The 26,561-nt window shown below is 71.5% G+C and carries 23 protein-coding genes and 1 pseudogene; 14 read left to right on the forward strand and 10 right to left on the reverse strand.

Annotated features, from left to right (window positions below):
• Window positions 1-22 precede the first annotated feature (22 nt).
• Window positions 23-1,564, reverse strand: coding sequence for an acetolactate synthase large subunit (locus BR39_RS0105535; RefSeq protein WP_029908543.1), 1,542 nt, complete (start codon window positions 1,562-1,564; stop codon window positions 23-25).
• 163 nt (window positions 1,565-1,727) lie between these two features.
• On the opposite strand from BR39_RS0105535, the gene BR39_RS0105540 reads away from it, so the two are divergent.
• Window positions 1,728-2,402 (forward strand): lysoplasmalogenase family protein, encoded by a 675-nt coding sequence (locus tag BR39_RS0105540; protein ID WP_029908545.1) that lies wholly within the window; start codon window positions 1,728-1,730, stop codon window positions 2,400-2,402.
• Between the two features lie 54 nt (window positions 2,403-2,456).
• On the opposite strand, the gene BR39_RS0105545 is transcribed toward BR39_RS0105540, so the two are convergent.
• From BR39_RS0105545 to BR39_RS0105565, 5 genes are all read right to left on the reverse strand, one after another.
• Window positions 2,457-4,262, reverse strand: coding sequence for a feruloyl-CoA synthase (locus BR39_RS0105545; protein WP_029908547.1), 1,806 nt, complete (start codon window positions 4,260-4,262; stop codon window positions 2,457-2,459).
• A gap of 282 nt (window positions 4,263-4,544) precedes the next feature.
• Window positions 4,545-5,786, reverse strand: a complete 1,242-nt coding sequence (locus BR39_RS0105550; protein ID WP_029908549.1) for an RNA polymerase sigma factor — start codon at window positions 5,784-5,786, stop codon at window positions 4,545-4,547.
• A 6-nt stretch (window positions 5,787-5,792) separates the two neighbouring features.
• Window positions 5,793-6,146 (reverse strand): YciI family protein, encoded by a 354-nt coding sequence (locus tag BR39_RS0105555; RefSeq protein ID WP_029908551.1) that lies wholly within the window; start codon window positions 6,144-6,146, stop codon window positions 5,793-5,795.
• Between the two features lie 114 nt (window positions 6,147-6,260).
• A complete protein-coding gene (locus BR39_RS0105560; RefSeq protein ID WP_029908553.1) occupies window positions 6,261-6,617 on the reverse strand; it encodes a YciI family protein in 357 nt (118 codons plus the stop codon).
• A gap of 237 nt (window positions 6,618-6,854) precedes the next feature.
• A complete protein-coding gene (locus BR39_RS0105565; RefSeq protein WP_029908555.1) occupies window positions 6,855-8,189 on the reverse strand; it encodes a dihydroorotase in 1,335 nt (444 codons plus the stop codon).
• 143 nt (window positions 8,190-8,332) lie between these two features.
• Between BR39_RS0105565 and pip the strand changes: the two genes are divergently transcribed.
• Window positions 8,333-9,418, forward strand: a complete 1,086-nt coding sequence (gene pip / locus BR39_RS0105570; RefSeq protein ID WP_029908556.1) for a prolyl aminopeptidase — start codon at window positions 8,333-8,335, stop codon at window positions 9,416-9,418.
• Between the two features lie 101 nt (window positions 9,419-9,519).
• Window positions 9,520-9,909 (forward strand): hypothetical protein, encoded by a 390-nt coding sequence (locus tag BR39_RS25670; RefSeq protein ID WP_051695212.1) that lies wholly within the window; start codon window positions 9,520-9,522, stop codon window positions 9,907-9,909.
• 7 nt (window positions 9,910-9,916) lie between these two features.
• Here the strand turns inward: BR39_RS25670 and BR39_RS0105580 are convergent.
• Window positions 9,917-11,091, reverse strand: a pseudogene (locus BR39_RS0105580) (glycosyltransferase family 9 protein); the annotation flags it as partial.
• 155 nt (window positions 11,092-11,246) lie between these two features.
• Here BR39_RS0105580 and BR39_RS0105585 point away from each other — a divergent pair.
• From BR39_RS0105585 to ccrM, 7 genes are all read left to right on the forward strand, one after another.
• Window positions 11,247-11,738 carry a low molecular weight phosphatase family protein gene (locus tag BR39_RS0105585; protein ID WP_029908562.1) on the forward strand — a complete coding sequence of 164 codons (492 nt, stop codon included), beginning with the start codon at window positions 11,247-11,249 and terminating at the stop codon, window positions 11,736-11,738.
• A gap of 143 nt (window positions 11,739-11,881) precedes the next feature.
• On the forward strand, window positions 11,882-12,664 hold the full coding sequence (locus BR39_RS0105590) for a folate-binding protein YgfZ (protein WP_156035594.1): 783 nt from the start codon (window positions 11,882-11,884) through the stop codon (window positions 12,662-12,664).
• A 95-nt stretch (window positions 12,665-12,759) separates the two neighbouring features.
• The gene (locus BR39_RS0105595; protein WP_029908566.1) at window positions 12,760-14,262 is read left to right on the forward strand and encodes a serine hydrolase; all 1,503 of its coding nucleotides are present in this window, start codon (window positions 12,760-12,762) and stop codon (window positions 14,260-14,262) included.
• A gap of 55 nt (window positions 14,263-14,317) precedes the next feature.
• A complete protein-coding gene (locus BR39_RS0105600) occupies window positions 14,318-14,902 on the forward strand; it encodes a DNA-3-methyladenine glycosylase I (RefSeq protein WP_029908568.1) in 585 nt (194 codons plus the stop codon).
• A gap of 221 nt (window positions 14,903-15,123) precedes the next feature.
• The gene (locus tag BR39_RS0105605; protein ID WP_231499405.1) at window positions 15,124-16,116 is read left to right on the forward strand and encodes a glycerophosphodiester phosphodiesterase family protein; all 993 of its coding nucleotides are present in this window, start codon (window positions 15,124-15,126) and stop codon (window positions 16,114-16,116) included.
• An 85-nt stretch (window positions 16,117-16,201) separates the two neighbouring features.
• Window positions 16,202-16,834, forward strand: coding sequence for a ribonuclease HII (locus BR39_RS0105610; RefSeq protein ID WP_029908572.1), 633 nt, complete (start codon window positions 16,202-16,204; stop codon window positions 16,832-16,834).
• Between the two features lie 320 nt (window positions 16,835-17,154).
• Window positions 17,155-18,231, forward strand: a complete 1,077-nt coding sequence (gene ccrM, locus BR39_RS0105615) for an adenine-specific DNA-methyltransferase CcrM (RefSeq protein ID WP_029908574.1) — start codon at window positions 17,155-17,157, stop codon at window positions 18,229-18,231.
• Between the two features lie 7 nt (window positions 18,232-18,238).
• Here ccrM and BR39_RS0105620 read toward each other — a convergent pair whose 3' ends face one another.
• The 3 genes from BR39_RS0105620 to mutY all read right to left on the reverse strand — a co-directional run bounded on the left by BR39_RS0105620 (window position 18,239) and on the right by mutY (window position 20,839).
• Entirely contained in the window at window positions 18,239-18,958 is a 720-nt protein-coding gene (locus tag BR39_RS0105620) for a transglutaminase-like cysteine peptidase (protein WP_156035595.1), read from the reverse strand.
• A 112-nt stretch (window positions 18,959-19,070) separates the two neighbouring features.
• Window positions 19,071-19,700 carry a glycoside hydrolase family 25 protein gene (locus tag BR39_RS0105625; RefSeq protein WP_029908579.1) on the reverse strand — a complete coding sequence of 210 codons (630 nt, stop codon included), beginning with the start codon at window positions 19,698-19,700 and terminating at the stop codon, window positions 19,071-19,073.
• 77 nt (window positions 19,701-19,777) lie between these two features.
• Complete coding sequence (gene mutY / locus BR39_RS0105630; protein ID WP_029908581.1) at window positions 19,778-20,839, reverse strand: A/G-specific adenine glycosylase; 1,062 nt, start codon at window positions 20,837-20,839, stop codon at window positions 19,778-19,780.
• Window positions 20,840-21,043: 204 nt separating this feature from the next.
• Here mutY and BR39_RS0105635 point away from each other — a divergent pair, with 204 nt between their 5' ends.
• From BR39_RS0105635 to smc, 4 genes are all read left to right on the forward strand, one after another.
• Window positions 21,044-21,586: a DUF721 domain-containing protein gene (locus tag BR39_RS0105635; RefSeq protein WP_029908583.1), complete on the forward strand. Its 543-nt coding sequence runs from the start codon at window positions 21,044-21,046 to the stop codon at window positions 21,584-21,586.
• Window positions 21,587-21,711: 125 nt separating this feature from the next.
• The gene (locus BR39_RS0105640; RefSeq protein ID WP_029908585.1) at window positions 21,712-22,347 is read left to right on the forward strand and encodes a thioredoxin domain-containing protein; all 636 of its coding nucleotides are present in this window, start codon (window positions 21,712-21,714) and stop codon (window positions 22,345-22,347) included.
• A complete protein-coding gene (locus BR39_RS0105645; RefSeq protein ID WP_029908587.1) occupies window positions 22,344-23,039 on the forward strand; it encodes a DsbA family protein in 696 nt (231 codons plus the stop codon). Before BR39_RS0105640 ends, BR39_RS0105645 begins: the two co-directional genes overlap by 4 nt.
• A gap of 16 nt (window positions 23,040-23,055) precedes the next feature.
• The gene (gene smc, locus BR39_RS0105650; protein ID WP_029908589.1) at window positions 23,056-26,502 is read left to right on the forward strand and encodes a chromosome segregation protein SMC; all 3,447 of its coding nucleotides are present in this window, start codon (window positions 23,056-23,058) and stop codon (window positions 26,500-26,502) included.
• Window positions 26,503-26,561: the final 59 nt, after the last annotated feature.

A 26,561-nucleotide genomic window follows, 5' to 3' on the forward strand; every position in this document is an offset into this window, starting at 1 on the left:
ATGTATATGTCCCCAGCCGCCCCTACCGCATCGCCGCCTCGATGAATCGCGGCCCCGGCGCTTTCATCGCCCGGGCCATCGCCTCGTCGAACGCCTCGGCCGTCTCGACCCGTTCGGCGGGCACGCCCAGGCCCTGCGCCACCGACACCCAGTCGATCCTCGGATCGCCCAGGTCCAGGAGCCGCGACGCCGCCGGGCCCGGCTCGCCGCCGCCGGTGCGGCCCATCTCGATGCCCAGGATGCGGTAAGCGTGGTTGGCGAACACCACCACCGTCACGTCCAGCCGCTCGCGGGCGATCGTCCACAGGCCCTGGACTGTGTACATCCCCGCCCCGTCGCCGTTCAGGCTCAGCACCTTGCGGTCGGCACAGGCCACGGCCGCGCCGATGGCCAGGGGCACGCCCTGGCCGATGGCCCCGCCGGTCAGGGACAGCCAGTCGTGGGCCCGGGCGTTGCGGGTCTGGGTGAAGATCGGCAGGCCGGCGGTCACCGCGTCGTCCGAGATGATCGCCCCGGCCGGCATATGGCGGGCGATGGACGCGCCCATGGCCCAGGCGTCCAACTTGCCCGAAGGGGCGGCGGCCGGGGCGTAGGGCTCGACCGCACCCGCCGCCGGCGCGTCCAGCGCCTGGGCCAGGGCGTCCAGGGCGGCGGTGGCGTCCGTGGCCCGGTCGCACAGGGTCAGGGTCGCGCACCCGTCGGGGACCAGCACGCTGGGCCGGTCGGGATAGGCGAAGAAGGCCACCGGCGCGGTCGTGGCGACCAGCACCATCAGGTCGACGCCCTCCAGGTCCTTCAGGGCCTGCTCGCCGAAATAGGGCAGCTTGTCGGGGCGGAAGCGGCCCTCGCCGCGCGCCTGACGGGCGGTGAAGGTGTCGGTCAGCACCCGTACGCCCGCGGCCGCGATCCGCCCGGCGGCGGCCACGGCGGCCTCACCGCACGCGCCAGAGCCGAGCAGCAGCACGGGCTTGGCGGCCGCCTTCAGGGCCCTGGCCACGGCGGCGACGGCGGCGGGGTCCGGGGCGCGGAACCTCGGCCGCTCGACCGTCGGCCCGGGGACGCTGGTCTCGTTCCAGGCGCTGTCGGCGGGCAGGATCAGGCACGCGTTGCCGCCCGGCGCGCCGAAGCTGGCGGCCACCGCCTCGGCGGCCAGGGGACCCACGGCGTCGGCGCTGTCGGCCGACTTGACCCACAGCGAATTGGGCGCGGCCAGGGCGGCGATGTCGGAGTTCAGCGGGGCGTCGTACTGGCGATGGTCGGTGGCGTGGTCGCCGACGACGTTGACGATGGGGGTGTAGGCCCGTCGGGCGTTGTGCAGGTTGGCCGCGCCGTTGGCGTAGCCCGGCCCCAGGTGCAGCAGGGTGCAGGCCGGCGTCCCGGTCATCCGCCCCCAGCCGTCGGCCGCCCCGGTCGCCACGCCCTCGAACAGGCACAGCACGCTGCGCATGCGCGGCTCGCGGTCCAGGGCCGCGACGAACTGCATCTCGCTGGTGCCGGGATTGGCGAAGCAGGCGGTGACGCCGTTGTCGGCCAGGGTGGTGATCAGGGCGTCGGCGCCGTTCATGGTCTTCTCCGTACCGTTCGCGCGAAGCTTCCGACATTTCGGGAGACCCGCCAACGGGGTTGCGGGTTCACCCTCGGGGAAGGTTGCGGGGACAGTGCTGTCCGTCGCAGTCTGGCCCGCGCCGAAGCGTCGCCGAAGAGCGGACCGGCAACGGGGAAACTGAATGTCTCGATCAAATCTGGCCAAGGCCGTCCTGGCCGCCTCGGTCCTGGCCGGGGTCAGCTACGTGGCGGCCTGGAGCCTTCCTCTGTCGCCCGCCGCCGAGCTGACCTGGAAGGGCCTGGGCGTCGGGCTGCTGGCGGTCTATGCCGCCCTGAACGTGCGCAGCCTGGACGGCTGGCTGCTGACCCTGGTCATGGCCTTCGGCGCCCTGGGCGACGTGCTCTTGGGCGCGGCCGGGCTGACGGTGGGGGCCCTGGCCTTCCTGGCCGGACACCTGGTCGCCATCGGCCTCTACCTGCGCAACCGCCGGCCCCGCCCGTCGAGGAGCCAGGTCGCCCTGGCCGTGATGCTGGTCCCCGCCGTGGTGGTCATCGCCTTCCTGCTGCCCGCCGACCGCGCCGGCGCGCCGGGCGTGGCGGTCTACAGCCTGGGCCTGGCCCTGATGGCGGCGACGGCCTGGCTCAGCCGCTTCCCGCGCTTCCGGGTCGGGATCGGGGCGCTGATGTTCGTGGTCTCCGACCTGATCATCTTCGGCCGCAACGGCCCCTGGCCGGACAACTTCGCCACCGGCCTGGCGGTGTGGGGGCTGTATTATTTCGGGCAGTTGCTGATCTGCGTGGGGGTGGTGAGGGCTCTGAGCCTGAAGGAGGGGACACACACTCACGTCGAGGCCTAGCCAGATAAACGCCGATCGTGGGGTGAGTGTGTGTCCCCCAAGTCGTCCATGGCCTCAGCCGAACACCATCACCCCGTCGTCCGGCTCCTCGGCGAACAGCCGCTCCAGCTCCGCCGGACGCCGCTCCCGAGCCAGGGCCTGGTTGATGTAGCCCTTGTCGGTCAGCTCGCCGGACGCCGCGTCGGGCGCGCCGTCCAGGATCAAGGCGCGGGTCACCTTGCCGCCGCCCTTGGCCAGGCCGTTCAGGCGCTCCAGGCCGTTGCGGATCGCCGCCTTCACCGCCGCCGGATCGCCGATCCGCAAGGCCGCCTTGGGGTCGAGGAACAGCATCAGCCCCACGCCCGCCCGGCCCTCGCCGCAGACCACCGCGTCCGACACCGCCCCGGCGATGGCCGACACCGCCGCCACCCGCAGGGCCCCGGCCACCACGAAGGTGCCGTTGGCCAGCTTGAAGTTCTCGACCAGCCGGCCGTCGAACACCAGGCCCGCCGACGGGTTCAGCCGGTCGGCCAGCTTGGCCGCGTCGCCCAGGCGATAGAAGCCGTCCTCGTCGAACGCCGCCGCCGAGGCCTCGGCCATGCCGAGGTAGCCGGGCGAGACCTGCGGGCCCTTCACGCGGATCTCGAACTTGTCGGGCGGACCGTCGGCCACGGGGACCAGCTTCACCGACGTGCCGGGCGTGGGCAGGCCCACCATGCCCGAGCGGGCGTTCAGCCAGTGGATGTTGCAGGCCGTCGGGCCGGTCTCGGTGGCGCCGTAGCCGGCGGCGAAGGTCACCCGGCAGCCGATCGTGCGCAGGGCCACGGCCTGGACCCGGTCGAGGATCGACTGGGCCATCGACGCTCCGCCGTACTGCAGCACCCGCACCTTCTCGAAGAACTTCGTCGCCAGGGCATGGTCGCGCTCCAGCTCGCCGACCAGCAGGCCCCAGCCGGCCGGGACCATGTTGTGATAGGTCGTGGCCACCTCGCGCAGGTTCCGCACGGTCTCGTCGAAGCGGCCGGTCACCGGCTGGCCGGCGTCGATGTACAGGGTCCCGCCCCGGTGCAGCACCATGTGCAGGATGGCGTTGGCGCCCAGGCTGTGGCTCCAGGGCGCGGAATTGACCAGCACCGGCGGGTCGGGGTCCTCGTAGCAGGCGGCGATCTGGGCGGCGTTCAGGGCGATGTTGGCGTGGGTGCAGATCACCGCCTTGGGCAGGCCCGTCGAGCCGGAGGTCAGCAGCAGCTTGGCGGTGTCTTCCGGCCGGCAGACGGGCGAGACGGGGTCGCCGGCGGCCAGGACGTCGAACGTCGTGTCGCCCTCGCGCGCGTTGCGGCTGGCCACCACCGGCAGCCCCTCCAGGAACGGCGCGGCCAGGGCGTCGGCGAAGGCCTCGGCGTCGTCGACATAGACCGCCGCCGGCTTCAGCCGCTCGACCGCGAAGGCCAGGCGGGTGAGGTCCGCGCCCTTCAGCCCGTACTGCGGCGAGACCGGAGCGATCGGCGCGCCCAGGCTCATGGCGGCGTAGCCGATCAGGGCGTGGTCGACGCCGTTGCGGGCCAGGATCAGCAGCGGCTTGCCGCGCGCGAGGCCCAGCCGAGACAAACCGCCGGCCAGCCGGGCGGCCTGGTCGGCGGCCTCGGCGTAGGTCACCGTCCGCCAGCCCTGGGCGCCCGGCCCTGGCCGCTCGGCCAGCCAGACGCGGTGCGGCGCCTGCGAAGCCCAGCGGGCCAGGGGCGCGGTCACGGTCTGGACGGTGCGGGAATAGGGGGTGGGGTTCTTGAGGATCAGGACGTCGCCGCGTCGCTCGACCTCCAGCGCCGGGGGCGCGTAGCGGGCGTCGCGGAACGGTGCGTGGGTCTCTGACGTCCCATCCATGAGTCGAAGTGTTAACCACGGTGGAGCGGGTGGCAATCCCACCCTTTGAGTCGATGAGCTTGCGGAATCCCTCTCTCTGAGAGAGAGGGAGGGGCCCGCCGCCGATAGTCGGTGGGAGGGTGAGAGGTTTCACCGCTGGCCGGTAAATCCAAGGCCGTTGAGCACTCCCAAAAAGGCCGCACAGACCATCACAACCGCTGCAGTGCGTCTTCTTCAGAGCTTGGTTCCGAGAGACTGTAACCTCTCACCCTCCCACCGCTTCGCGGCGGGCCCTCCCTCTCTCTATGAGAGAGGGAAATTCAAGGCATCTCCCCTTCTACGCTCCAGCCACAGCCGCTCGGCCGGGGCCGGGCCCAGGGCCAGGGCGCGGTCGTAGGCCTCCAGCGCCTCGCCGCTCCGCCCCAGCCGCGCCAGCAGGTCGGCGCGCACCGCGTGGAAGGGGCCGAAGTCGCGGAAGGCGGTGGAGTCCAGCCAGTCGACCTCGGCCAGGGCCAGGGCCGGGCCCGAGACCTCGGCCACCGCCACGGCGCGGTTCAGCCGCACCACCGCGTCGTCGCGCCAGCGCAGCAGGGCGTCGTAGAGCGCCAGCACCGTCGGCCAGGGCGGCGGCTCGTCCAGGTCGGCGCGCGCGCACCAGGCCGCGTGGATGGCCGCCTGCAGCTGGCGCGGACCGGGCCGCCGTCGGCCGGCGGCGCGGCGCAGCAGCTTTTCGGCGTCGACGATCAGCGGCCGCCGCCACAGGGCCGGGTCCTGTTCGGACAGCGGCGTCATCGCCCCGGTGTCGTCCAGCCGGGCCGGACGGCGGGCCTCGGCGTAGCGGACCAGGGCGGCGAAGGCCAGGCACTCGGGCTCGTCGGGCAGCAGGTCGGCCAGCACCGCGGTCAGGTCCAGCATCTCCTGGGCGTAGCCGGCGTGCTGGCCCGCCCCGGCCGCGTCCTCGTGGGCCTTGGCGTAGGCGATCTCCAGGGTCGACAGCACCGCCCCGATCCGCTCGGGCCAGGCCTCCGGGCCGGGCACCTCGAAGGCGATGCCGGCCTGGGCGATCTTGCGCTTGGCCCGCACCAGGCGCTGGGCCAGGGTCGGCTCAGGCACCAGGAAGGCCCGGGCGATCTCCTGGGTGGACAGGCCGCAGACCAGGCGCAGGGTCAGGGCCGCGCGGGCGTCGGGAGCCACGGCCGGGTGGCAGCAGACGAAGATCAGCCGCAGCCGCTCGTCGGGGATCAGGCGCGCATCGTCGACCATGACGTCCTCCGCGCTGGGGGGCTGGGGCGGCGGATCCGGAACCAGCCGGGTCCGCACGCCGCGCCGCCGCAGCATGTCCAGCGCCCGCCGCTGGGCGACGCTGTAGAGCCAGGCGGCGGGGTCGCGCGGCTCGCCGTCTTTCGGCCAGGCCTGGGCCGCGTTCAGGCAGGCCTCGGCGAAGGCCTCCTCGGCCAGGTCCAGGTCGCGGAACTTGGCGGCCAGGGCGGCGATCACCCGCCCGCCGTGCGCCCGCGCCGCCTGATCGAGGAGGCTCCTGGCCATGGGGGCTCAGGTGGTCCCGTCGATGATCGGCCGCACCTCGACCGAGCCGTCGCCCTGCATCGGCAGCTTGCGGGCCCAGGCCAGGGCGGCGTCCAGGTCGGGGGCCTCGATCACGTAGAAGCCGCCCAGCTGCTCCTTGCTCTCGGCGTAGGGCCCGTCATGCAGCGAGCACTGGCCGGCCACGCGGCGCACGGTGGTGGCGGTGGCTGTGGGCTTCAGGCCCGCGCCGCCGCGCAGCACCCCCTTCTGCGCCAGCTCGCCGGCGAAGGCCTCGTGCTGGGCGAAGATCTCGCGCCAGGCCGGGGTGTTCTCCTCGCCGTACAGGGCCTCGTCCTCGTAGATCACCAGAGCGTATTGCATGGGTCTGTTCTCCTTGACGACCGGGCCGGCCACGCGCCGCCGATCATGCACCAGAGACGCAGGCCCCTCATCGGACTCGACATTCGCCCTTTCGAATTATTTTCGAGGGCCGGTTCAGTCCGGACTATGGGCGATCGCGCGGACCTCGACCTTGCCGCCGGGGATGTGCGGGATCTTGCGCGCCCAGGCCTCGGCGGCGGCCATGTCGGGCGCGTCGATCAGGTAGAAGCCGGCCAGCTGCTCCTTGGTCTCGGCGAACGGCCCGTCGTGGACGATCTGGCCGTCGGCGTTGGTGGTGATCGTGCGGGCGGCCGGAGTGTTGGCCAGGCGCGCCGCCGACCAATCCATGCCGCTGGCCCGCAGCTCGCCCTGCAACACCTCGTGCCGCGCGACGATGTCCGGCAGGGCGGCCTGGCCCTCCGGTCGAGCCCAGTCGGCTTCCGAGGAATAGATCAGCAGCAGGTACTTCATCGGACCCTCCATCGGCGCGCGACCCGCGCCCTCGGCGATAGACGCGCGAGGCGGGGCGGATTCGACAGGGGGCGAGGAAAAAAGTCGAGGGCAATGCGGCGAACACTTGCCCCCTACGGGTCGCTTCGCGACCGTCTTCCCCCATAGGGGGAAGAGCCGCGCCGAGCGCGAAGGCTCCGCCCCCTACGGGGACGGACAGACCGCGAAGCGGTCAGGTGGGGGCAAGTGGGTGTGAGCCTAGCTCGCCAGCGTCTCCAGGAACCGCACCGGCGCGCCCGTCCCTTCCGCCACGATCTCGTCGTCGCGCATGACCACGGTCCCGCGCACGATGGTCGCCACCGGCCAGGCCTTGGCCTCGAAGCCGTCGAACGGGGTCCAGCCCGAGCGGGTGGCCATCCAGTCGTGGGTGATGGTCCGCTTGGCCTTCATGTCGACGATGGTGAAGTCGGCGTCGAAGCCCTCGGCGATGCGGCCCTTGTCGGCCAGGCCGAAGATGCGGTTCACGCCGTGGCTGGTCAGGTCGACGAAGCGCTCCAGAGTCAGGCGGCCGTTCGCGACATGGGTCAGCATGATCGGCACCAGGGTCTGGACGCCGGGCATGCCCGAGGGCGAGGCCGGATAGGGCCGGGCCTTCTCCTCGCGGGTGTGGGGGGCGTGGTCGCTGCCCAGGACGTCGGCGATGCCGGTCTCGATGCCGCGCCAGACCCCGGCCACGTGCTCGGCCGAGCGGATCGGCGGGTTCATCTGGGCGAAGCCCTTCAGGCGCTCATAGGCCTCGGGGGCCACCAAGGTCAGGTGCTGGGGCGTGACCTCGACGCTGGCGACGTCCTTGTGCTTGGCCAGGAAGTCGATCTCCTGGTGCGTCGTGACGTGCAGCACGTGGATGCGCTTGCCCAGGCTTTTCGCGATGCGGACCAGGCGCTCGGTCGACTGCATGGCGGCCTGGGCGTCGCGGACCTCCGGGTGGCTGGTCCAGTCGCCCGGACGGGCCAGGGCGCGGCGCTCGGCCAGGCGGTACTCGTCCTCGGAGTGGAAGGCGGCGCGGCGGTTGACGTGGCGCAGCACGTTCTCGACGCCGGCGTCGTCCTGCACAAGCAGGGTGCCGGTCGAGGCGCCCATGAACACCTTGATGCCGCAGCAGCCCGGCAGGCGCTCCAGCTCGCCCAGGAACGTCGCGTTCTCGTGGGTGCCGCCGACATAGAAGGCATGGTCGGTGTGCATGCGGCCCTTGGCGCGGGCCAGCTTGTCGGCCAGGGCGTCGGGGTCGGTGGTGGTCGGCTCGGTGTTGGGCATCTCGAAGACCGCGACCACGCCGCCCAGGGCCGCGCCGCGCGAGCCGCTCTCCAGGTCTTCCTTCCACTCCAGGCCCGGCTCGCGGAAGTGGACCTGGCTGTCGATCACCCCCGGCAGGACGGTCAGGCCCGTGGCGTCGAACACCTCGCCGGCGCTGGCTTGCGAGAGGTCGCCGATGGCGACGATCTTGCCGTTGCGCACGCCGATGTCGGTGAAGCCCCGCCCCGCGTGATTGACCACCTCGCCGCCGCGCACGATCAGGTCGAAGGTCTGGGTCATGGAGCGGCTCCTGCCGAGTGCTGGGGAGGGGTTTGAGGCGGTCTAGGAGCCTGCCCCAGCCGCCGCAAGACCAAATATCGACATTGACCCCCGCGCGCGACGAGCGCACGTCCCGTCAATCTTTTCAACGCGACGAGGCTCCCATGGACTTTTCCCGACTCCAGACCGCCAGCAAGGTCACGGACGAGTGGAAGTATCCGCAAGGCGCGCCGAACCGGACCGGCATGCTGCAGGTCGACAGCGGCCCCGACCACACCCTCTACTGGGAGGAATACGGCGCGCTTCACGGCGAGCCGGTGATGTTCCTGCACGGCGGTCCGGGCGGGGCCTGCGCGCCGGTGATGTCGCGGTTCTTCGATCCCAAGCGCTATCGCGTGATCCTGTTCGACCAGCGCGGCTGCGGGAAGAGCGCGCCCACCGTGGCCTCGCACGGCCCGGCGGTGGCGCTGCAGAAGAACGACACCGACCACCTGGTGGCCGACATCAACCGCCTGCGCGACGCCCTGGGAATCACCGGCCGGATGCACGTGTTCGGCGGCAGCTGGGGCAGCACCCTGGCCCTGGTCTACGCCATCCGCCATCCCGAGCACGTGGCCTCGCTGATCCTGCGCGGCATCTTCCTGGGGACGCGCGAGGACCTGCTCTACATGTACCAGGGCAACGCCGCGGTGTTCGACAAGACGCCCTACGCCCTCAGCGAACCCGGCGCCTACGTGACCTATCCCGACGAATGGAAGGCCTTCGTCGAGGTCATCCCGCCGGAGAAGCGCGGCGACGTGATGGGGGCCTACAAGGCGATCTTCGATGGCCGCCCCACGGCCGAGGCCGACAAGCAGGCGCAGCTGCGCGCGGCCCTGGCCTGGTCGGTCTGGGAGGGCGCGATCTCGAACATGATCCCCGAGCAGGGCGACCCGGGCAAGTTCGGCGAGGCCGACTTCGCCCTGTGCTTCGCGCAGATCGAGGCCCACTTCTTCGCCCGGGACCTGTTCCTGGAGCCCGACTACATCGCGCGGAACGTCGACAAGATCGCCGGCCTGCCGATCCACATCGTCCACGGCCGCTTCGACCAGGTCTGCCCCCTGACCCAGGCCTCGCGGCTGGTGGAGGCGCTGGCGGGCGTGGGGGTCAAGCCGGAGACCTACGTGCTGACCAACGCCGGGCACAGCGCCATGGAGGGCCAGACGGTGATCGCGCTGACGGCGATCATGGACGGGCTGGGGAAAATCTGAGAGCCGCCCCATATGCCCGTCATCCGTGGAGGTGTTCCGAGGGTGACGGGCGTGAGGGCGCCAAGTGCGACCGGCGAAGCAAGGAGGTCGGCGTTGCCTCCATGGCCAAGCTCGCCCATCCTCGGGAGATGAAGCGCATCCTGCTCCCGATGCTCGCCCTGGCCGCCGGTCTGCTGTCGACCAGCTGCGGGGGCCACGTGCCCGCCGCCCTCCCCAGGGCCGAGGCCGCGTCGTGTCGGGCGGGCGGCGGCTACGAAAGTCGGGCGGCCTTCGGATACCCGATCTGCCAGCATGACTACGCCGACGCGGGAAAGGTCTGCAGCGGCAAGAACGATTGCCAAGGCGGCTGCCTGTTCGACTCGGTTCAAGGCCCGGCGACGCCGGTGGGCACGGCGGTCATCGGACATTGCCAGCCGACGGCGTACTATCCGGGCTGCTACGCCCGGGTCGAGGGCGGGAAGACGTCCGGCCCGGAAATCTGTTTCGACTGAACCGATCCCGGGTCAGCCGGGGTCGCGACCTTCGTCGGCATGAGCGGAGCTAGGAGCCGCGTCCTCGAGAACCGGCGTGTCGACCTCGGGCTCCGCCACATCCTCCAGCACCGGCTGCAGCTCCGGCTCCAGGCCGGCGTCCTCGGGCGTGGCTTCGATCGGCGCCTCGGCCGGTTCCTCGACGGACGCCGCCTCCTTGGCCGCCTTCACCTCGGCCAGGAGGGCCTTGGCCGCCTTGACCACCGTGGTGACCGGCAGGTCGCTCATGTGGCGGATGGCCTGGGACAGGTCGGGGTCCACGGCCAGGAACTGCTCGAAGCTGCGCGGGCCGCGCACGGCCTTGGTCCACGGTCCCCATGGGCCGTAGCGGCGCTCGTCCGAGGGGCCGAACAGGCCGATCGTGGGAATGCCCGCGGCGGCGGCGATGTGCATCAGGCCGCTGTCGTTGCCGATGAACAGGTCCGCCCGCTTCAGGGCCGCATAGGCGGTCAGGAGGTCCACCTTGCCGGTCAGGTCGATGTAGCGGCCGCGGGCCGAGGCCATGCGCAGCTCCTCGACCATCCGCTCGTCGCCCGGACCGCCCAGGATCATCAGCCGCCCGCCTTCCAGCGGACCGCCGGGCCCCAAGAGCTGCTGGGCCGTCTGGGCGAAGCGCTCGATCGGCCAGATCTTGCCCACCCAGTTCGAAGCCGGGCCCACGGCCAGGATCGGCCCTTCCGGCTCGCCCCGGCGCGTGGCCAGCAGTTGGTCGGCCAGGGCCTGGACCTCGGGGGTGATGTAGAGGTGCGGGGCGGGCGGGTCGCCCTCCAGCTTCAGCACGCGGGCGGCGTCGATCACCTTGTGCAGGACGTCGGGCGACTTCTTCCAGATCGCCCGCTTCTCGCGGCGCAGGAACAGGGCCGTGCCGCTGCCGCGCAGGTCGACGACCAGGCCCCACTTCTTGTGGCGCACCTGGTTCCACAGCTTGAACCAGTGCCCCTTGCCCTTGCCCTTCTCCATGACGATCACCCGGTCCAGGCCGGGCACATGGGCGAACAGCGGCGCGGCCAACGGCCCGGAGACGATGGTGAAGCGGGCGTTGGGAATCTGGTCGGCCAGGAAGCGGATCAGGCCGGACGACAGCACGGCGTCGCCGATCCGCGTGGCGGTGATGAAGAGAATCGGGAAGGCCCGCTGTGTCATCCGTCCTTGTATAAGGCGGGTCGCGAGTCGGCGCATCCCTCGATAACGGCTCAGCTTTCCGTTCTTTGGCGGCGCCCGGGAGAGGTCAGGGCCGACGCCGGATCGTCACGAAACGGCGCCAGGATGCCCCGCACCGGACACCGGAGCGGACCTCGATGACCAGCATCTCTCCGTATCGCGTTCTCTTTCTGTCGCGGCGCGACACCGCCCGCAGCATCATCGCCGAGGCGATCATGAACCAGAAGGGCGCCGGACGCTTCGTCGCCTTCAGCGCCGGCGTGGCGCCGGGCGACAAGGCCGACCCCGTGGCCCTGCGCGCCCTGGCCCGGGCCGGCTACGACGCCTCGGACCTGAAACCCCAGTCGTACAGGGCCTTCGCCAAGGCCGAGCCGATGGATTTCGTCTTCACCCTCAGCGACACCGCGCGCGGCGAGCCCATGCCCGAATGGCCCGGCCAGCCGGTCACCGCCCACTGGGCCTGCGAGGACCCGCTGCGGGCCGAGGAGGATCCGGTCGAGATCGCCCTGGTCTACGCCCGCATGCTGGGCGGGCTGGAGCGGCGGATCGAGACCTTCATGCAGCTGCCCTTCCAGTCGCTGGACCGCATCAGCCTGACCCACCAGGTGGACGCCATCGGCAAGGCGTAGCGGCCGCGTTCCGTCGCCCCCAACCGTTGTCATCCCGGAAGCCTCCAGAGGCTGTCCGGGATGACAACCGAAATTCAAAGCTCCAATCGCGCCCAAAGGCTCGAACGCTGGCGGGGACCAGAGCCGGGGCCTATATCGGCGGGGTGAACCAGATCGCCGCCTTGCCCTCGCGGGCCGTCATCGCCGTCTCGGGCCCCGACGCCCGCAGCTTCCTCAACGGCCTGCTGAGCCAGGAGGTCGAGACCTTGGCGTCCAGCGAACTGCGCTTCTCCGGCCTGCTGACCCCGCAGGGCCGTCTGCTCTACGACCTGTTCGTGGCGGGCGTGGAGGACGGCCTGCTGCTGGACGTGGCGGCCGAGCACCGCGACGCCATCCTGACGCGCCTGACGATGTACAAGCTGCGGGCCAAGGTGGAGCTGGCGGCCAGCCCGCTTGGCGTGTTCGCGGCCTGGCCCGCGGCGGGCGGTTTCCCGGACCCGCGCCTGCCCGCCCTGGGCTCGCGTCTCTACGCCGAGGACCAGGCGACCACCGCCACGGAGGACGACTACGAGGCCCACCGCCTGGCCCTGGGCGTTCCCGGCCCCGCCGACTGGGGGACCGACAAGACCTACCCCATCGAGGCCGACTTCGACCTGCTGAACGGCATCGACTTCAAGAAGGGCTGCTTCGTCGGCCAGGAGACCACCAGCCGCATGAAGCGGCGCGGCACGATCAAGAACCGCATGCTGCCCATCGTCTTCGACGGCCCCGCCCCCGCCTTCGGGACCGAGGTGCTGGCTGGCGAGCTCCGGGCCGGCGAGGTGCTGTCGGGCCGCGACGGCCGGGCCATGGCCCTGCTGCGCCTGGACCGCATCGAAGGCGCGGACCTGACGGCGGACGGCCGCGCGGTGACCGTGGACCGGCCGGACTGGCTGCCCGCGGCCTGACCCCCGCGACCATGGACGATTTTTAAGATTCATTCGCATTGAGCGAACGCCGTCGTCCGGTCACTCTCCCGACAACGTGAGGTTGGGAGCGGCGGATGAAGCGGCTGGTCGGCGTGATCCTGGGCGGCTGCGCCCTTTTCCTGGCGGCCGGGGCCCAGGCCGCGCCGACCGCTCCGCTCTCTCCCCTCGACCACGGCCTGCGCCCCAGCGTGCTGGCGGCCGGCCAGGCGCCGCCGGGCTGGTCGCTGGCCGAGCGCATGGCCTTCCACAAGGTGCCGGGCGTGGCCATCGCGGTGGTCCGCGACGGCAAGGTCGTGGCCGTCGCCGGCTATGGCCTGCGCGAAGCCGGCACCGCCGACAGGGTCGACGCCGACACCCTGTTCTCGGTGGGATCGATCAGCAAGGTGGCGACCGCCACGACCACCCTGCGCCTGGCGGTCGCCGGCCGGCTGGACCTGGACCGCGATGTCGACGACTACCTGAAACGCTGGAAACTGCCCGCCTCGGACGCGGTCCCGGACCCGGCGGTCAGCCTGCGCATGCTGATGTCCCACACCTCGGGCCTGGGCGTGCACGGCTTCGCCGACTACCAGCCCGCCGAGCCGCTGCCGACCCTGGTCCAGGTGCTGGACGGCCGGAAGCCGGCCAAGAACGAGGCCGTGCGGTTCAAGACCGCCCCCGGCCGGGTCAGCGACTATTCGGGCGGCGGCGTCACCGTGGAGCAGGCGACGATCGAGGACGCCACGGGCCAGCCGCTGGCCGCCTTGGCGCGAACGCAAGTGTTCGGCCCCCTGGGCATGACCCGCAGCACCTTCGAGGGCCCCCAGTCGGCCGCGCAGGGCAACATCGCCAAGGCGCATGGCGGCGACGGCGTCGTCCGGGCCGCGCCGCGCGGCTGGGAAAGCTTCGCCGAGGCCGGGGCCTCGGGCCTGTGGACCAGCGCCAACGACCTGGGCCGGCTGGTCGGCGGCCTGATCGAAAGCTACCAGGGACGTTCGGACTTCCTGCCCCAGCCCCTGGCGACCGCCATGCTGACCGAGGTATCGCCCGGCCCGTTCGGCCTGGGGCCGCGCCTGGGCGGGGCCGGACCCGGCCGCTACTTCTTCCACCTGGGCGCCAACGAAAGCTACCTGGCTTTCCTGGAGGGCTATCCCGAGACCGGCGACGGCTTCGTGATCCTGACCAACGGCGCCAACGGCCTGGCCCTGATCGCCGAGGTGCGCAACGCCTTCTCCGACGCCGTGGGCCAGGGCGCCCACCCGCCGCTGCGCACGATCAAGCCCCGCCTGCCGCCCGCGGCCGACCTGGCCGGCGACTACCGCCTCGACCCCGCCGTGCCGATGGACGTCCGCCGGGCCCTGGCCGACAGCTTCGAATACGACGCCCTGAAGTTCACCGTGGCCGGCGACGGCGTCGAGATGACCCTGCCCGGCCAGGACAAGCCCGCGCCGCTGCTGACCCTGGGCCCCGCCCAGTTCGCGCAGTCGGGCCTCTACGTCTTCACCTTCGAGTTCCGCCGCGACGCCTTCGGCAAGGTGCGGGGCGTGACGGTGGCCATGCCCGAGACCGGCTCGACGGCCTACTATGTCCGAGAGTGACGAAGCGCGGATTTGTTCTTGAAAAGTTCCATATGATCGGGCCAAGCTCCGCCCCATGACCGAGATCCATCGCTGCACCTGGCGCGGCATGAACGGGGACCCGTTCTACGAGGCCTATCACGACACCGAATGGGGCGTGCCGGAGTACGACTCCCGCGCCCTGTGGGAGAAGCTGGTGCTGGACGGGTTCCAGGCCGGGCTGTCGTGGATCACCATCCTGCGCAAGCGCGAGGCCTTCCGCGCCGCCTTCGCCAATTTCGATCCGGACAGGGTGGCCCGCTTCGGCGACGCCGACCGCGCCCGGCTGATGGCCGACGCCGGCATCATCCGCTCGAACGGCAAGATCGACGCGACGATCGCCGGGGCCCGGATCTATTGCGACATGCGCGAGCGGGGCGAGGACTTCTCCGAGCTGCTGTGGGGCATGACGGGCGGCAAGCCGGTGCAGAACCACTGGCAGGGCGGCGACGTCCCGGCCCAGACGCCCCTGGCCGTCGACATGGCCAAGATGCTGAAGGCCAAGGGCTTCAAATATTGCGGCCCGGTGATCGTCTACGCCTTCATGCAGGCCACGGGCCTGGTCAACGACCACCTCGTCGGCTGCTTCCGCCACGAGGAATGCCGCAAGCTGGCGCGGTAGGGACATCGCTTTTCCCTCCCCTTTATGGGGAGGGGGGACCAGCGAAGCTGGTGGGTGGGGCCTGCTGGCGCATCAAACCCCACCCGACCCTGGTTCCGCCAGAGCCACCCTCCCCACGAGGAGGAGGGAAGGACGCCGAGACTCTCGTCACGGTCCTGTCAGCCTTCCGACGCTCCACTGTTGCGGGAATCAGCCATTCGGGCGCAGTGGGGAGCTTCACCATGCGCCTTGCCCGTTTCACATCCCGACGCCTCGCGGCGCTCACGGCGACGCTGGTCGCCGCCACGGCCGGACCGGTTGTGGCTCAGCCGGCCGACGACCTGCGCGACCGTCTCTACGACTGGTCGGACGGGGTGCTGGTGGTGGCGCACCGGGCCTGCCACGCCCCCGCGCCCTCGCGCGGCATGCCCAAGGCCGTGCCGGAGAACTCGCTGGCGGCGCTGGACCGCTGCGTGGCCCTGGGCGTCGACATGGTCGAGATCGACATCCGCCGCACGGCCGACGGGGCGCTGGTGCTGATGCACGACCCCACCGTCGACCGCACCACGAACGGCCGCGGCCGGGTGTCCGACCTGACCCTGGCCCAGGTCCAGGCGCTGCGCCTGGACGCGCCGGGCGGCGGGCCGACCGAGGCGCCGCCTACCCTCGAGGCGTTCCTGGCCCGGGCCCAGGGCCGCATCCTGATCAATCTGGACGTCAAGGAGCCGATCGCCGAGCAGGTGGCCCAGGTCGTCCTGGCCAGCGAGACCGCCGGCCAGGTGCTGGTCAAGGCGCGGCCCGAGGCCGGCGCCGCGCCCATGGCCGACCTGCCGCCCTATCGCAGCCTGGCCTTCATGCCGATGGTCGGGGCCGTGGGCGGGCGCGCCCTGGGCGATCCAGCCGGGATCGCCGCCCTGCAGGTGCTGGCCGAGAACCGCGTCCCGGCCATCGAGCTGTGCGACCTGCGGCGCTCGGAGTTCAAGGCGGTGCGGGCCCAGGCGCGGCTGGCGCGGGTGCGGCTGTGGAGCAACGCCCTGGCCCGCAAGGGACTGAAGGGCGTCTGGGCCCGGGCCTGGGCCGGCGGGGCGGCGGCCGACGGACGCCACACCTGGCGGCGGCTGATCGACGACGGCGTCAGCGTCATCCAGACCAACCGCCCGGCGGCCCTGCTCGACTATCTCGACGCCCGGGGCCTGCGCGGCAACGCCCCGCCGGTCGTCAACGCGGCGCTGTAGACGTCGGACCTTTTCGCGACCGCCCGAAACGGATTATGAGCGGGGCGTGACCAAGTCCTCCGCCCTCGCCCGAACCGGCCCCGACATGATGCTGGAGGCCGCCTGCGGCCCCGGCCACGTGTGCGGCGTGGACGAGGCCGGGCGCGGGCCGTGGGCCGGGCCGGTCAGCGCCGCGGCGGTGATCCTGGACCCGACGCGCATCCCCGCCGGCCTCAACGACTCCAAGAAGCTGACCGCCAAGGCGCGCGCGGCGCTGGAGATCGAGATCAAGTCGGTGGCGGTCGCCTGGTGCGTGGGCCTGGCCAGCGTCGAGGAGATCGAGGAACTGAACATCCTGCACGCCGCCGGCCTGGCCATGCGGCGCGCGGTCGAGGGCCTGGGGGTGACGCCCAGCTTTGCCCTGGTCGACGGCAACTACCGCTTCCCCCTGCCCTGCGAGGTCAAGACGGTGGTCAAGGGCGACAGCCTGTCGTGCTCGATCGCCGCCGCCTCGATCCTGGCCAAGGAGGCCCGCGACCGGATCATGGTCGAGATGGACGGCGTCTATCCCGGCTACGGCTTCGCCGGCCACAAGGGCTACCACGCCGCGATCCACGTCGAGGGCCTGCGCCGCCTGGGCCCCTCGCCGATCCACCGGATGAGCTGGGCGCCGGTCAAGCTGGCCCTGGCGGGGGATCTGCTGGACGGCGCGGCGTTCGAGGACGGGTTGGAGGGGTAGGGCCCTTCTCCGCCATCCTTTCGCCCGTCATCCTCGGACTTGTTCCGAGGACCCCTGTGTCCGCCCCCCCTGTCCATGCAAGCTGGGGCGCAGCAGCGGCGCTCTCCTCGGCCGTCGGCAACATAGCTGAACGAGGGGTCCTCGGAACAAGTCCGAGGATGACGGCGAGAATGTTCTTGAATTCAATCAAGAGCTTGAGTCCGGCCAGACTCAAATCCACAACCAAAGGCTGGGTTAACAAGCGGGTAACCACGTCCCTCAACACACTATTTACTAGCTAGACTCATGATTCCGCTCAGTGTTTTTGACGGGAAGCGGACATGTCCTTCGGGCCTGAAACCATCATCCAGGGCGACTGCATCGAGGCGATGAACGCCCTGCCCGAGAAGTCCGTGGACCTGATCTTCGCCGATCCGCCCTACAATCTGCAGCTGGGCGGCGACCTGCTGCGTCCCGACAATTCCAAGGTCGACGCCGTCGACGACCACTGGGACCAGTTCGAGAGCTTCGCCGCCTACGACAAGTTCACCCGCGAATGGCTGAAGGCCGCCCGCCGGGTGCTGAAGGACGACGGCGCGATCTGGGTGATCGGCAGCTACCACAACATCTTCCGCGTCGGCGTGGCCGTGCAGGACCTGGGCTTCTGGATCCTGAACGACGTGATCTGGCGCAAGTCCAACCCGATGCCCAACTTCAAGGGCACCCGCTTCGCCAACGCCCACGAGACCCTGATCTGGGCCTCCAAGAGCCAAGGCGCCAAGCGCTACACCTTCAACTACGACGCCCTGAAGATGGCCAACGACGAAGTGCAGATGCGCTCGGACTGGACCATCCCGCTGTGCACCGGCGAGGAGCGCATCAAGGGCGCCGACGGCAACAAGGCCCACCCGACCCAGAAGCCGGAGGCGCTGCTCTATCGCGTCATCCTGTCGACGACGAAGCCGGGCGACGTGATCCTGGATCCGTTCTTCGGCGTGGGCACCACCGGCGCCGCCGCCAAGCGCCTGGGCCGCAAGTTCGTCGGCATCGAGCGCGAGGCCGAGTACATCGCCCACGCCAAGGAGCGCATCGCCAAGGTCGTTCCGATCGCGCCGCAGGACCTGGACGTGATGGGTTCGAAGCGCGCCGAGCCGCGCGTGCCGTTCGGCACGATCGTCGAGGCCGGCCTGCTGAACCCGGGCGACACCCTGTTCTGCTCGAAGGGCTCGCACGCCGCCAAGGTGCGGGCCGACGGCTCGATCACCGTCGGCGACCTGTCGGGCTCGATCCACAAGGTCGGCGCCCTGGTGCAGTCGGCCCCGGCCTGCAACGGCTGGACTTACTGGCACTTCAAGACCGACAAGGGCCTGGCCCCGATCGACGTCCTGCGCTCGCAGGTGCGCGCGGGGATGAACTAGCCGCCGCTCAGGCCTTTCCTCCCTGGCGCTTCACCGCGCGCAGATAGGCCTCCTGCCAATAGTCGCCGCCGACGTGGTCGACCCTGTCGACCCGCCAGAAGCCGAACTCGTTGACGGCGTAGGCGGGCTCGAAATAGCGCAGGCTCGTCGCGTCCTCGATCGAGTACACAAGGTTGTACATGACCTGGAAGACCTTGTCGGACAGGCGCACGGCCAGCAGGGCGTGGCCTTCGGGCGGGCGGGTCAGCAGGGTCATGCCCATGACCAGGAACAGGTTCTCGCGCGCGTATTTCAGCCGCTTCAGCCCCCAGCGCTTGACCAGGGCGATGTCCTCGCAATCGCCGCCCTCCTTCAGGGTCGTGTACGCCTCGGCCCACACGTCTTCCGGCCCGTCCTTCCTCCTGGCGACGTTCGCGTTGACATAGGTGTTGACCGCCTTGAGCTGATCCATCTGCGACAGGTTCTTCGCCGCCAGCTGGTCAAGAAATTCCCGGTATTTCCGGATCGGCCGCTCATTGCTGGTTTCCATCAACGGCTGGCGCGCATCGACCCTGGCCGTCAAGTTCTTGAGCTTGGCCGCCACGTCGGGCGGCGGCGGAATCTTGATGGTGATCCAACCGCCCACCAGCGTGTTGGCGCGGGACGCGGTGGGCAGCATCGCGGCCAGGAGGCCCGCCCCGGCCAGCCGGTGGAAACGCCGGCGTCGAACGTCTTGGATTTCCGGCATGCCGACCACGCCCAACGCTGTTTGGAGCGTCAGGCTAGGAGGCCGCCGATCCCGCGCCCATCGGGGGTTTACCGCAGCCGCCGTATCCCTTTCGCCGGAGGGCGCCGAGCGTTTAGGCGCCCCCGTTCAGCCAGAACACCCGAAGGGCGTCGGCCCCGCCGAAATACTGGTCGCGATCGCAAGGACCGATCCCCGGCGCAGCGTGCGGCTGCGGCCCGTTGACCCCGTCCGTGTACTGCCACAGCGTCCAGCCCGACCAGTTGGGCGGCACGACCGCGGCCGAGCCGTACTGGGCCAGCCAGAACCAGCACAGGGACAGCACCGGGTCCTTCTCGTTCCCCAGCAGCTCCTTGACGTAGTTGCCCGAATAGAGCCCGGGCCAACGGCCGGCCTGGTCGCTGATCCGCGTGACGAAGGCCCGGGCCTGGTCCAGGTTCATGCTGGAGCCGTTCGGGTTCTGCTCGAAATCCAGGACCAGCAGCATGCCGGCGTTGTCCGGCCCGACCGTCTGCAGGAAGTGATCGGCCTGGGCGACGGGATCGTCGCCGGTCCCGAAGTGATAGGCGCCCCACATCAGGCCCGCGGCCTGAGCGGCGGTCCGCCGGACCGCGTAGTCGGGATCGACGAAGCCCAGCCCCTCGGTGGCCTTGTGCAGCACGCCCGTGATCCCGCCGGCGGCGGCCTGGACAAAGTTCGGGCTGGCGTTGTGGTGCGAGAGGTCGATGACGGTGTTGATGGCCATGGACGGGCTCCTCGGCTCGTGATGGGCGCGAGCTTGCCACCAAAGCCGGAAGTTGTCCCTCGCCGAAACTCGCCCGATCAGAGCAATCGATCGGCGGCCCGCGCGGCTTTCAAGAACACGCTGGGCAGGGCCGACAGGCCTTCGCGCGGGGTCCAGACGACGTCGCCCTCCACGAGCTCGGCGCCGTTGCTCTCGGCCCGCAGCACCCACAGGGTCAGGGCGAAGTGGGTGAAGACGTGCTCCACCACCCCGACGTCGCGCCAGACGCCGGAGCTTGGAGCGGCCTCGGCGGCTTCCACGTCCGTCCACGGACGATCGCGCCAATCGCTGGTCGGCAGGCCCAGCATGCCGCCCAGGAGGCCCTTGGGCGGGCGGCGGACCAGAGCGACCGCGTCGCCGCGCGTCAGGACATAGGCCACGCCGTGCCGGCGCGGGCGGTCGGCCTTCCGGGTCTTGCGCGGATAGGTCTCGGGCGCGCCGGTCTTGAGGCCCTCGCACCAGGCCGAGATCGGGCAGCGGTCGCACAGCGGCCCCTTGGGCCGGCAGACCGTGGCCCCCAGGTCCATCAGGGCCTGGGCCCAGTCGCCGGGACGCTCGTTGGTGACCAGCTGGCCCGCCAGCCGCTTCAGCTCCGGCTTGACGTCGGGAACGGGCTCCTCCACCGCGAACAGCCGGGCCATCACCCGCTCGACATTGCCGTCGACGACGTTGGCCTCGCGGTCGAAGGCGATGGCGGCCACGGCGGCGGCGGTGTAGGCGCCCACGCCCGGCAGGGCGCGCAGCCCCTCCTCCGTGTCGGGGAAGACCCCGCCGTGATCGGCGGCCACGGCCCGGGCGCAGGCCAGCAGGTTGCGGGCCCGGGCGTAGTAGCCGAGGCCGGCCCAGGCGGCCATCAGCTCGCCGTCCTCCACCGCCGCCAGGTCCGACACGGTGGGCCAGCGCCGGGTGAAGCTCAGGAAATAGGGCGTGGCGTGCGGCACGGTGGTCTGCTGCAGCATCACCTCCGACAGCCAGACCCTGTACGGGTCGGAGCGCCGCCCGGCCTTGCCCGCCGCCGGGCCGGTGCGCCAGGGCAGGTCGCGCGCCTGGGCGTCGTACCAGGCCAGCAGGGCGGCGCGGAGGGCGGGGATGTCGAGCATGGGACGAGCTATGCAAAACCCCTCTGTCGTTGTCATCCCGGAAAGCGCGCAGCGCTTGTCCGGGACCCAGGACAGCCGCAGGGCAGCCGCACCGCCTTCGCCCAGTCCCCTGGGTCCCGGACAGCCTCTGCGAGGCTTCCGGGATGACAACTTTTTGCATCATGTTTGCATCGTGGCCCTGGCTATCTCTGCTAACCTGAACCCATGCGCCGTCGCCCCCTGCCCACCGCGGAAGAAGCCCTCGAGATCCTCAAGCGCCGCCGCACGCGTCCGCAGGTGCGTCCGCCGCCCCCGGCCGGCAAGTCGCTGGCCCCGCTGATCAAGAAGCTGGACGAGAAGTTCGGCCAGGGCCCGGGCGTCCTGCAGGCCCGCTGGAAGGAGATCGTCGGCGAGACCCTGGCCCGGCGCACCGAGCCCGTCCGGGTCATCAAGAGCCGCACCGGCGACGGCGGCACCCTGGAGCTGCGGGTCGACGGCCCCGTGGCCTCGCTGATCCAGCACCAGGCCCCGCAGATCACCCAGCGCCTGGACCTCCTGCTGGGCAAGGGCGCGGTGACCAAGCTGCGCATCGTCCAGGGCCCGGTGAAGGTCCAGGCCGCCCCCGTCGCCGCCCGCCCCCGCAGGAAGCCGCCGCTGGACGCCGCCCAGGAGCGCGACCTGGCCGACAGCCTGGCCGACCAGCCCGAGGGCGGCCTGAAGGACGCCCTGTTGAAGCTGGGCCGCGGCGTGCTGCGCGACCCGCGCTGAGCGGCGTCTCTGGATTGACAACCACGCGTCCGATAGGCTGATGCCTCGCCTTATCCGCGCCCTTTTCACGCGACTAAAGAATCGCGCTTAACTTCACTGTTCACGCCTCTTCCAGGGAAGATCACATGCGTCCGTTGACCCGCCGGCTCCTGACCGTCGCCGCCCTCTCCGCCACACTGGGCGCCACGCTCGCCGGCTGCGACAAGAAGGCGGCCGTGACCGCCGACGACATGTCGCTGGGCAACGCCAACGCCAAGGTCACGGTCGTCGAGTACGCCTCGACCGCGTGCCCGCACTGCGCCCGCTGGAACGCCGACGTCTTCCCCGCCTTCAAGGCCAAGTACATCGACACCGGCCGCGTCCACTACGTGGCCCGCGAGTCCCTGACCGGCGATCCGCGCCTGGCCGCCGCCGGCTTCCTGATCGCCCGCTGCGCCGGCAAGGACAAATACTTCCAGGTCGTCGACGCCCTGTACCGCGCCCAGGAGCGCATCTACCAGAGCGGCGACATCCGCGGCGAACTGCAGGGCGTGGCGCAGGCGGCGGGCCTGAACGAGGCCCAGTTCAACGCCTGCGTCAACGACGAGAAGGCCCTCAAGGCGCTGAACGATCGCGTCGAGCGCACCGCCAAGGAAGACAAGATCACCGGCACCCCGACCTTCATCGTCAACGGCAAGAAGGCCGGCGGCGACGACGGCGGCGAGCAGACCCTGGAGCAGCTGAGCACCCTGATCGACCAGGCCGAGGCCGCCGCGAAATGATCCTGAGCCGGCGCGCCCTGATCGGAACGGGCCTCCCGGCCCTGGGCTGGGCGGCTTCGGGCGTGGCGGTCATCGCCATGCCGACGGTCGCGCGCGCCGCGCCCCTGCCGCCCGCCGAGGGCGACATGGGCCTGGGTTCGCCCAAGGCCCCGGTGCAGGTGGTGGAGTACGCCTCGCTGTCGTGCTCGCACTGCGCCCACTGGAACAACGACGTGTTCCCGGCCTTCAAGAAGCAGTTCATCGACACCGGCAAGGTCCGGTACGTGTTCCGCGAATACCTGACCCAGCCCTACGAGTTCGCCGCCGCCGGCTATCTGCTGGCCCGGCGGGTGGGCCCGGCCCGCTATTTCGAGGTCATCGACGCGATCTTCAGGCAGCAGACCGCCATCTTCGAGAGCGAGGACCTGTGGGGCGGGCTGCTGAAGATCGGCAAGAGCTTCGGCCTGACCGAGGCCCAGTTCACCGCCGCCCTGGAGGACAAGAAGGCCCTGGAGGTCGTCAACGCCCGCATCACCAAGGCCGGCGAGCGCGACCAGATCGAGGTGACCCCGACCTTCTTCGTCAACGGCGAGCGGATCGAGGGCGGCCAGCCGATCGAGATCTTCGCCGCCGCCATCGCCAAGGCGACGCCCAAGGCGGGTCCCAAGCCCGCCGCCGCCCCCAAGTCGGCCGCGAAGCCGGCCAAGGGCTGAGAGGCGGGCGCGCGCCGTGCAATTCCAGCGCCTGCGCCTTTCGGGATTCAAATCCTTCGTCGAACCGACCGAGTTCCGGATCGAGCCCGGCCTGACGGGCATCGTCGGGCCCAACGGCTGTGGCAAGTCCAACCTGCTGGAAGCCCTGCGCTGGGTGATGGGCGCCAATTCGGCGAAAGCCATGCGCGCGGGCGGCATGGACGACGTGATCTTCGCCGGCAGCGGCAACCGCCCCGCCCGCAACCACGCCGACGTCACCCTGACGATCGACAACAGCGACCGCACCGCGCCCGCCCAGTTCAATGACGACCCGACCCTGGAGGTCGTGCGCCGCATCGACCGGGGCGAGGGCTCGACCTACCGCATCAACGGCCGCGAGGTGCGGGCCCGCGACGTCCAGCTGCTGTTCGCCGACGCCTCGACCGGCGCCAACTCGCCGGCCCTGGTCCGCCAGGGCCAGATCAGCGAGCTGATCGGCGCCAAGCCGCAGAACCGCCGCCGCATCCTGGAAGAGGCGGCCGGGGTCTCGGGCCTGCACACCCGCCGCCACGAGGCCGAGCTGCGCCTGCGGGCCGCCGAGGCCAATCTCTCGCGCCTGGAGGACGTGGCGCGCGAACTGGAGACGGCCCTGGGCCGGCTGCGTCGCGAGGCCCGCCAGGCCGAGAAGTACAAGCGCCTGTCCGCCGAGATCCGCGCCGTGCAGGGGGCCGTACTCTACGCCCGCTGGACCGAGGCGCGCGACACGCTGGAGCGCACCCAGTCCGAGACCACCCAGGCCGCCCGCGCCGTCGAGGAGACCGCCCGCGCCGCCGCCACGGCCCAGACCGCGATCCTGGCGGCCGAGACCGCCATGCCGCCGCTACGCGAGGAGGCCTCGATCGCCCAGGCGATCCTGGGCCAGCTGGCCATCCAGAAGGACCGCGCCGAGCGCGAGGCCGAGGCCGCCCAGGCTGAGTTCGAGCGGCTGTCGGCCGACCTGACCCGCATCGACGACGACCGGGCCCGCGAGGCGCAGGGCCTGCAGGACGCCGTCCAGGCCCTGGCCCGCGCCGACGCCGAACTGGTCGAGCTGCGCGCCCAGATCGCCGCCGCGCCCGCCCGGGGTCCCGAGTTGGCCGCCGCCGCCAAGGCCGCCGAGGACAATCGGGCGAAAGCCGACGCCGAGGTCGAACAGCTGGCCGCCCGCGCCGCCGCCGAGGACGCCCGGGCCCGCGCCGCCGCCCAGCGCCTGCAGGAGGCGGAGAGCCGCCTGGCCCGCACCGTCCGCGCCCTGGACCAGGCCAAGGCCGAACGCGCCGCCGTCGGCCCCGTGGTCGACCCGGCCGCCGCCGAGGCCCGCCAGCGCTTCGCCAACGCCGAGGCAGGCCTGGCGTCAGCCCGGCAGGCTCTTGAAGACGCCGAGGCCGTCCGCGTGAAGGCCGCCCAGGCCGAGGCCCAGTCGCGCGACCTGGCCCGCAAGGTCGAGGACCAGCTGGGCCGCCTGCGCACCGAGGCCCGGGGCCTGGCCCAGCTGACCGCCCCGCGCGCCAAGAGCGGCTTCTCGCCGGCCCTGGACGCGGTGACGCCCGAGAAGGGCTACGGCGCGGCCCTGGCCGCCGCCCTGGGCGACGACCTGGAAGCTGCCCTGGACCCCCGCGCCGCCTCGTTCTGGGCCGGCGCCGACGCCAAGACCGTCGCCTGGCCCGACGGCGCGACGCCGCTGGCCCCGCTGATCAAGGCCCCGCCGGAACTGGCCGCCCGCCTGTCGCACGTGGCCGTGGTCGAGCGGGCCGACGGCGACCGCCTGGCCAAGGGCCTGCCGGTGGGCGCGCGGCTGGTCTCGAAGGAAGGCGACCTGTGGCGCTGGGACGGCTTCGTGGCCCGGGCCGACGCCCCCAAGCCCGCCGCCGTGCGGCTTGAGCAGCGCACGCGCCTCGCCGAAGTCGAGGCCGAGATCGACCAGGTCGCCCCGCGCGCCGAGGCCGCGACCGCCGCCCTGAAGACTGCCGCCGACGCCCTGCGCGTCGCCGAAGAAACCCTTCGGGACAAGCGCCGGGGTCCGCCCGAAGCCGAGCGCCTGCTGACCGGGGCCCGCGAGCAGGTCGCGCGCTACGAGCGCGAGGCCGCCCAGCGCGAGGCCCGCGCCCAGTCGCTGGACGACACCATCGCCCGCTTCGAGGCCGAGCGCGCCGAGGCGCAGACGGCCCTGGACGCCGTCCGCGCCGAGAGCGCCGGGACCGAGAGCGCCGAGGACCTGGCGCCCCGGCTGACCGCCGCCCGCCAGGCCGCCACGGCCGCCCGCGAGGCCGCCGCCGCCGCCCGTTCGGCCCTGGACCAGGAGACCCGCGAAACCGCCGGCCGCCAGCGCCGCCTGGAGAGCCTGGAGCGCGACCACGCCGACTGGACCAAGCGCCGCGAGGCCTCGGCCAAGCGCGAGACCAGCCTGGACGCCGACCGGATCAAGGCCGCCGCCGCCCTGGAGGCCGCCCGCGAGGCGCCGACCGTCCTGGCCGAGAAGCTGGTCGTGATCGTCGAGCAGTTCGCCGCCGCCGAGGACCGCCGGGCCAAGGCCTCGGACGCCCTAGAGGCCGCCGAGACCGCCCGCCTCAACGCCGACCGCGCCGCCCGCGCCGCCGAGCAGGCCGCCTCGGAGGCCCGCGAGAAGCGCGCCGGCCTGGTGGCCACCCTGGACGCCGCCCGCGACCGTTTCGCCGAGGTGGCCACGGCCATCCGCGAGCAGGCCCGCATGGAGCCCGAGGAGCTGGGCCGCCACGTGGCCGGCGAGGCCGTGGCCGTTCCGAAGGACGCCGCGGGCGTGGAAGCCCACCTCTTCGCGCTCGAACGCGAGCGCGACGCCATCGGCCCGGTGAACCTGCGCGCCGAGGAAGAGGCCAACGAATACGCCGCGCGCCTGGAGACCATGCGCACCGAGCGGGCCGACCTGTCGGGCGCGGTGGGCAAGCTGCGGGCCGGCATCGAGGAGCTGAACGCCGAGGGCCGCGAGCGCCTGCTGGCCGCCTTCGAGGTGATCAACGCCCACTTCCAGACCCTCTTCCAGGCCCTGTTCGGCGGCGGCCAGGCCGAGCTGCGCCTGATCGAGAGCGACGACCCTCTCGAGGCCGGCCTGGAGATCTTCGCCTGCCCGCCCGGCAAGCGCATGGCCAGCATGAGCCTGATGAGCGGCGGCGAGCAGGCCCTGACCGCCAGCGCCCTGATCTTCGGCGTCTTCCTGGCCAATCCGGCCCCGATCTGCGTGCTCGACGAAGTCGACGCGCCGCTGGATGACGCCAACGTCGACCGCTACTGCAACATGCTGGACGAGATGCGCCGGCGCACCCGCACGCGGTTCATCGCCATCACCCACAATCCGGTGACCATGAGCCGGATGGACCGCCTGTTCGGCGTGACCATGGCCGAGCGCGGCGTCAGCCAGCTGGTCAGCGTGGACCTGTCGACCGCCGAGCAGTTGGTCGCGGCGCAGTAGGCTTCAAAAGAAAAACGCGCCCCTCGCGGAGCGCGCCTTTCGTCTTTTCGCCGTATCCG

This window comes from Caulobacter sp. UNC358MFTsu5.1, from assembly GCF_000712075.1.
Taxonomy (GTDB): Bacteria; Pseudomonadota; Alphaproteobacteria; order Caulobacterales; family Caulobacteraceae; genus Caulobacter.